This is a genomic window from Streptomyces sp. NPDC047072, from assembly GCF_040643855.1.
GTDB lineage: Bacteria > Actinomycetota > Actinomycetes > Streptomycetales > Streptomycetaceae > Streptomyces.
Genome location: NZ_JBEYVC010000139.1, coordinates 20,372 through 27,722 on the forward strand (window position 1 = coordinate 20,372; position 7,351 = coordinate 27,722).

Sequence of the window (7,351 nt, forward strand, 5' to 3'; positions counted from 1 at the left end):
GAGCGGTCGGGCCGCTGGGGACCGGGCACCGCGTCTCGAATGGGGGCCTTGGTTGAGCATCGAGTCCGACAGCAGCCCGTCCGCCGGTGACCAGCTCTGTGATCACCTGCGCACGCTCGGGCCCCAGGGGCTCGAGCAACTCCTGGCCGAGCGCCGGGATGCGCTCACCGAGCCGCGTCCGCGGACGCTGAGCGAGATCGCCGAGCGGCTACTACGTCCCGGCAGCGTCCAACGAGCCGCCACCCAACTGCTTACCTTGCCGTGCGTCGAGGTTGCCGAGGCACTCGCCGCACTTCCCACGCCCTGTCCCCTGCCCCTGCTCGCGTCCATGCTCGGGGTACCCCTGGAGCCCGCAAAGCCAGCCGACGACAGTGGGGCCGCCCTTGAGCAGGCCCTCGGCCGGCTGTCCGCCCTGGGCCTCGTGTGGGCTCGTGTGGCGGCTCCAGGCGAGCCGGACAGCCTGATCATGGCGGAAGCCCTCCGCGAGCTGTGGACGTCGCCCCTGGAACTGCGCCACCGGCTTGTCGGCTTCGAGACCGTCGTGGAGCACCTGCGCGGCGAAGACCTGGCCGCGGCCCTCACCACGCTGGGCCTGACGGCCAAAGACGATGAGAGCGAGCAGCGCGCCGTGCTCCTCGCCCACCACCGTGACGGTCAACGGGTGCGTGACCTCGTCGCCCAGGCTCCCTCCTCCGCCCAGGAACTGCTGAAGCAGCTGCGCCGGTACAACTCCACGTCCTACAGCTCGCTCTCCCTGTCCTCCGTCGGCCAAGAGGGACAGGACTGGGCAGCCGAGCGAGCCCTGCTCTCGTCGAAGGACCGACCCGTTTCCTCAGGCACGTTCAGCTTCTACGGGGAACGGGACCCGCAGCTGCCGGCCGAGGTGCTGATCGCGCTGCGCGGACCGGAGCCCGCCGCGCCCTTCCACCCCCGCCCGCCCCAGATCCCACTCACGGCCGTCACCGGCCAGCAGCTCGCCGAGGCCACCTCGGCCGCCGCCGTCACCTTCCTCGCCCAGGCCGCAACGGTCCTGCTCGAGTGTGTCCGGCAGCCGCCGGCCCTGCTGAAGGACGGTGGCATCGGAACCCGCGAACTGACCCGCATCACCAAGGCCTCCGCCTGTACGCCGGCCGCGGTCCGTCTCATCCTCGAATGCGCCCACGCTGCCGGCCTCCTCGGGTATGACGGTCAGCAGCGGATCCTGGCGACGACGGCCTACGACGCCTGGACGGCGCGCGAGCCAGCCGGGCAGTACGCGCAACTCGCCCTGGCCTGGTGCACGATGCGCTTCACACCCACCCGGACCACCCCGATCGCGACCCGCTACGGCGCCGACCGCGACGCGCCGGACGGCCCGATTCCGGCTCTCGCCTCCCGGGTCGCGTGCGACGGATGCCTGGCGACACGTATCGCCCTCCTGGACAGCGCGGCCGCGCTCGGCCCACAGGAGGCCCTCGACACCACGGACGATCTCCTCGGCGCCTTCGCCGACCTGCTCGCCTGGCACCGGCCCCGCGCCCGATTCTGCACCTGCACGGAGAGGTACTCGTACTCGGGAGAACGCGATCGCGACCACGAGAAGGCCGCACTCGCGCCACTGGTGCGCGAAGCCGAACTCCTCGGCGTGCTGGTACGGAGCACGCTCAGCCCGCTGGCCGAGGCCCTGCGCCACCACCATGCGGAGCCGACCCTCCAGGAGGCCGAACTCGCCGCATGCGCCCAGCAGGTGCTGCCGCCGCTGGCCGAGACAGCCCGGCTCCACACCGGTCCGGACGTGACCGCCATCGTCGACGGCGTTAGCTCGCCCCGGCTGACCGCCCTCCTGGACCAGCTGGCCGACCTCGCCGTACGGCACCCCGCATCCCTGTGGCACATCACCCCGGCGTCGCTGCGCCGCGCCCTGGACACCGGGCACACCGTCGACGAACTCCTCGACACGCTGCGCGGCATCGCCGGCACCGCAGTCCTCCCCGAGCAGCTGACGGACCTCGTCAGGGACGCAGCCGATGCACACGGGCGAGTCCGTCTCACCACCCCGGCCAGCCTCCTGCACAGCACGGACACCGCCCTGATCGCCGAGATCGCGGCCAGCGGCCGGCTGGCCCCGCTGAGCCTGCGGGTGCTCGCCCCGACCGTGCTGACGAGCCCGCTCACCGGTGACGCAGTGCTCACCGCACTCCGTGACGCCGGGTACGCGCCCGTCCACGAACAGCACGACGGTGCGATCCGGCTTGAGCGCCCCGCCCCCGACCGCCACCCTCTCCTGCCCGCGCCACGCACCGCCGAACCGGCGCCGGATGCCCCCGACCTCGCCCACCTGGCCGAGGTCCTCCTCTCGCCCGCCACTGACCAGACGGTGCCCCGGCTCTCCCCCACCGAACAGGTCCTCGCCCGCGACGCCCAGCACCTGGATCCGCCCGCCCTGCGCCGCCTCGCCCACGCCATCGACAACGCCCAAGAAACCGCCATCGCCTACGCGCCCGGCAGAGGCCAGCCCCTCACCCACACCATCCATTCCCTGGAACTCGATCCGCCGTACCTGTACGCCTGGACCGATGATGATGACGAGGTGAGCACCTTCCATCTGAGCCACATCCGGGACGTCGACGCCGAAGCCCAAGCCTGACCCGCAGCGCGCACGAAACTCCCGATCGCGGTCCTGGCGGACCACGACTTCGTCTGCGCGTCGGTGGCAGGCGGCCGCCATTCGCATGGCGACGGTGCGCTGCTGCTCCCCGGAAGTACTGGGCGGTCCGCCCCTCGTCGGGGCTCCGTTGTCGGCGGTCCGTGGTGAGGATCCGGGTGCTGCCCCGCGCCAGGCGGGCGCGGGGCAGCACGTTCGTCCTGTGGGTCAGGCGGCCGAGCGGGCGGCGAGGTCCGCGGCGGTGCCCGCGCAGCGGACCGCCTCCTGGAGGGTGAACATGCAGTCGGCGTCCGTTCCTTCGTCCTCGTCGGGGATGCGGGCGGCCTCCCTCATCATGCGCAGCGCCGCCGACGCGACGACCGCTACCGGGTCGGTGGTGGTGTAGACCCGCTCCCACATCGTCGGCGCGGTGAGCCATCCGCCGGCCCGCACCCCTGAGATCGCGGGACTGCCGATGTGGCTGGCGCCGACGAGCCGGTCCAGGACGTCCGCGGCCGCGCGCAGCAGATCCGCGCCCGCCTCCTGCTCGGCGGCTGCCTCCAGCGCCACGTAGACGGCCTGGACCAAGGGCGCGTCGTGTACGGCGACTTCGCCGGCGGCGTGCGCGGCCAGCGCGGGGCGAAGGCGGGAGCGGGCGGCGCAGCCGCCGGGCGTGCGCAGCAGGGCCTGCTTCAGCCCGTGGTCCTTCACCGCCCAGGCCACCGCCGCGTCCACCCGGCGGGCGGCCTCCTCCCCGTCGGCGCCGAGGCTGGCGCGCACCTGGGCTGCGAGCCGGCGGGCGGGCTCGGCGTGCGCGGGCTCCCTGCGGGCGCCGCGCGGGCCGAGGCCGGCGCGCAGCAACTCGGTGTATCCGCCGGTACGGCCCACAGTCTTCTGCGCCGCGCGGGCGCGCTGGCCGGCGCGGGACTGCTTGCGTGGCATGACGTCTTCTCTCCGGGCACCCCGCGCCTGCCCGCAGTCGTGCGGGCGGAATGTCGCGGGCCCGGGGTGGGGACCTTGGCCGTCTGAGCTGTCCCGGCGCGGGCGGGATACAGCATCGGCGGTCGGCGGTGCGCGTCCTGCCGGTCGGCATCGTAGCGGACACCGTCCGCCTTCCCGGTGCGCCAGCCCGTCATGTCGTGGGCGGCGCCGCCAGGGCGATGCCGCGCTCGGCGGCCAGGGCGAGGACCGCAGTGACCGTGACGCCGTCGCGCAGGTGCCGGCGTACCTGGCGGCCGTCCAAGGCGACGTCGAGCGCCGAGGCCGGGACGTTCCAGGTACGGCAGGCCTTCACGGTCGCGGCGCCGTCGACGCCCAGGGCGCGCATCCAGATGTCCAGCTCGCCGGGGGCCAGCCCGAGCGATGTCCAGGCGTCCGTCCGCTCCCGCACCCGGTCGCGGCGCAGCCGCGGCGCCAGCTCCATGACCAGCCGGGCCACGTAGGAGCGGTGGGCGGCGCGCACAGCGGGCCGCGGGACCGGGTGCGTGGGGCGGCCTCGGCGCATGACGCGCCGGAGCTCGGGCCCGAGGTCGAGGCCCTCGCGGGCGGCGATGGCCTGGGCATCGGGCGTCCGCCGGCGCGGGACCGCGGGCGAGGAGGGCACGCGAGCGGGGGCGGGGCGCAGGTAGTGCCAGATCGCGGTCAAGGCCGGGTCGTTGAACTGCGGTTCGTGCATGGGACTGCCTCTCGTCGGCGTGTGTGCGGGCATGCGAAAGGGCCCCGGTGCCGGGTGGCAACGGGGCCCTGCAGATAAAGGAGTTGATGTCAGATGGGCGCGGCGGGCAAGGTCTGGGAGAGTTCAGGCTCCCCGGGCGGGGGCGCTCCTACTGGAAGAGGGGCAGGCGCCGCGTAGAGCGGCCAGCATAGACGGATCTCGCGGCAGAACGTAAGCCTTGCCGAAACCGCAGCTCAGCGACCGTGTGCCTGCGGGCTCGGGCTCTGGCCGTGACGGGCTAGCCGCTGGATCTGTCGTCACGGCGCGGGCGCAGCAGCTGGGCTCGCGTAGCCGTCCGGAGGCTCACCCGGTGCGTCGCAGCAGAGCGACGGCCGTCGCGTCGTCGCGGCAGCCCCGACGTCCGCTGGCCGCTGTCTCCTAGCCAGCCTGGTCGAGGACGCCGTCGGAGGCGAGCGGGACCATCCGTGCCTCTTCTGCAATCTTCACCTGGTGGCACGTCGCCGCCGTTACGCTACGGCGATGGCCCGGCAGATGGCGGGCATGGAGTCGTCCGGCCCGAACTCGGATTCGTCCCAAGGGGCGCCGACCGCCCATGCGTTCCAGCAGGAGATGATCAGGCCGAGCTGATGTGCTGAGACCACTCTCCGGCCCGTCGAGGCGCCTCGTGTCATGAACCATTCGTGCAGGTCACGGCGAGGGTCACCCAGCCTGAGGCGGGACGGGGAGATCAGGCCCTGGAGGAACTCAGATACCGCCGGGCCGAGTTCGGGCGCGACGCGGGTGATCAGATAGGCAAAGGCGAGCGAAGCGATCGGTGTGGACCTGAGTCCGCTGCGCAGCGCGATCATGGTCGGGACGGACTGAGGAAGATCCGGGTATCGGGTCTGCAGGAGCCGGACCGTCTCACCATTCGTAAAAACGCGAATGTCCCACGCTGTCCACGGCACTGTGTCCCGCTGGCTCTCGTACAGATGGACGAGCTGCACGGCGCCGGCAATCACCTTGCGGTGCGTGGCAACGCCGATCACCCCGAGCGCATCTGCCGCCGTCCGGGCCTTGCCGCGGGGGATGGAACGCACGCGGTGCGGAACGTCCCGCGCGATGAAGAAGGCGAGGGGTACCCGGCTGATCACCACGGCCTGAAGGCGATGCAGCCCTCTTATCACCGCTCCGTGCGAGCACAGCACAAGGGGAACGACGTTGGCCTCATCCCAGTCCCCGCACGTCATGTCGTGTCCAAGACGGCGTGCGTAGTCCATGTCGACCGGATCGGGCCGGCACCCGGTTTTCCGTGTGAACACCAGTATGTCGCGTGCCTCATCGGGTGTGATCACCCGTGCGCTGAGACCGGACAGCGCTGCTCCGCCCATGAACCGCCCCTTCGAAGACCCTTTGCCGTTTGGTCCCACCTCAGCAGCAAGCGGCTCCACCTCGTGCCTCAGGTTCGGTGCCTGAGCAGTTATCACCCGATCGGGTAGGGCCGTCACCAGTCGAGGGCGGTCGATGGCGCGGTCGTCCTCCTTGTGGGTGGGGATGCGTGGTCCTCAGGGATGGTGGGTGCCTTCGGTGGAAAGTCGTACATGCGTCGCTGCTGGATGCGCCGGCTTCGGCCCGGACCGGCGGCTGCGGCTGTCCTCCCTGCAGAGAGACGTTGGGAGTATCATCGGGCGGACGCATTTCACCGTGACGCGTGCCTTGCCCGGACCCACCTCCGGGCTCTGGTGAATCCAGCTGCCGCTGGGAGGTGACGCAACGGTGATGCACGGCGCTTCCATCGTCTTTGACCGCCCTTGCGCACTCGGCGTTTGTCGTGGTGGGGCGGCATGACGCGGAGCGTGCAGGAGCTGTCTTGTCATCGAACAACCTCACCAACCGCCAGCAGATCGCCCGGGCGCTCAACAGGGTGACGGGCTGCGGATACCAGCGGGCTCTGGAGCGCGTCATCGACGCCGCCGAGCGCAACCTGCTGCCCCAGGTCCTGGACGCGGCCGGTCGCGCCGAAGCCGTCCGGATCCTCACCGACCCGGCTGCGGCCGAGCGCGTCCCGGGCCCCTTGCTCGCGAAGGACTACCTGAAGGCCCTGATTGAGGAGTTCCGCCTCCTGGGATGGGGTGCCGGTCACCATGAGCCAGAGGTGGACTGCTTCGGCCTCACGATGTACGCAGGGCCCGTCGCGGGACTGAGTCTGTCCGTGGGACGTGCAGATGACGCGGCCGACGGCGATGACCTCGATCCGGACGACCCGGACCAGTCCGACCTGACCAAGCCGCTGTACCTGATGTCGATGTGCCCGTCAGGCAACGCCACCACCGAAGACTTCGACGACGGCCTCGCGGACTGCTCCACCGAACCCGTACGCTTCACCGCGCGCCGCATGGACACCGAACTCGGAATGACCCGGCTCCGCCGGGTCCGGGGCGCGGAAGAGCACTCCACCACCCCGTGTCCGATCTGCGGAGACCGGTACCCCGAGCACCATCTGCTGAAGAACGCGCACAGCGCCGTCCCCGTCTGCCCCGCCTGTATCTTCGACGGCGACCAGGCCTACCGCACCGACCTCCCGTACCTCGCGGTCAACCTCGACCAGCTCCTGCACGACGACCTGGCTGCTCCGGCGGGATGGGACGCCGTCGCAGCCGTCCTCGCCCTGACCTGCGGACCCAACCTGGGGACCCGCTTCGACCGCGAACTGAAGAACCGCGGCGGCTGGCCCATCGTCATGGAACGCTGGGGCGAGCCGCTCCAGCGTTCCTGGATCTGGCTCCCGCCGCCCGCCCACCGGCACACGGCGTTCAAGCACCTGGGCTCCGGCGCAACCCTGGCCGCGCTCGTCGACGCCATCGACCGCCACGACCCCACCGCCCGCACCACGGCAAAGGCCCTGTGCCGGAAATCCGGAGTGCGCTGGAGGGACGCCCTGTGGCCGGCCGCCATCTTCCCTGTCAAGTCAGCGTGTCGGGACTGTCCAAGGGCCCGGAGGGCCCGTCTGTTGGCTTGTGGCAGGGACCGCGCCCTTGTCGATGACCGTGATCGTGCCGTGCATGTTCGTCGCC

5 protein-coding genes are annotated in these 7,351 nt (G+C 71.6%); 2 read left to right on the forward strand and 3 right to left on the reverse strand.

The genetic code is table 11. The annotated features are described in order from the left end of the window. Positions 1-52 precede the first annotated feature (52 nt). The gene (locus tag ABZ896_RS38900) at positions 53-2,626 is read left to right on the forward strand and encodes a helicase-associated domain-containing protein (RefSeq protein ID WP_360939723.1); all 2,574 of its coding nucleotides are present in this window, start codon (positions 53-55) and stop codon (positions 2,624-2,626) included. A gap of 225 nt (positions 2,627-2,851) precedes the next feature. Here ABZ896_RS38900 and ABZ896_RS38905 read toward each other — a convergent pair whose 3' ends face one another. From ABZ896_RS38905 to ABZ896_RS38915, 3 genes are all read right to left on the reverse strand, one after another. Further along, entirely contained in the window at positions 2,852-3,565 is a 714-nt protein-coding gene (locus ABZ896_RS38905) for a hypothetical protein (RefSeq protein ID WP_360939725.1), read from the reverse strand. Positions 3,566-3,755: 190 nt separating this feature from the next. After that, the gene (locus ABZ896_RS38910) at positions 3,756-4,298 is read right to left on the reverse strand and encodes a hypothetical protein (RefSeq protein WP_360939727.1); all 543 of its coding nucleotides are present in this window, start codon (positions 4,296-4,298) and stop codon (positions 3,756-3,758) included. A gap of 506 nt (positions 4,299-4,804) precedes the next feature. Continuing rightward, the gene (locus tag ABZ896_RS38915; RefSeq protein ID WP_360939729.1) at positions 4,805-5,668 is read right to left on the reverse strand and encodes a hypothetical protein; all 864 of its coding nucleotides are present in this window, start codon (positions 5,666-5,668) and stop codon (positions 4,805-4,807) included. A 479-nt stretch (positions 5,669-6,147) separates the two neighbouring features. On the opposite strand from ABZ896_RS38915, the gene ABZ896_RS38920 reads away from it, so the two are divergent. Further along, on the forward strand, positions 6,148-7,351 hold a 1,204-nt coding region (locus ABZ896_RS38920), incomplete at its 3' end, for a hypothetical protein (protein WP_360939731.1).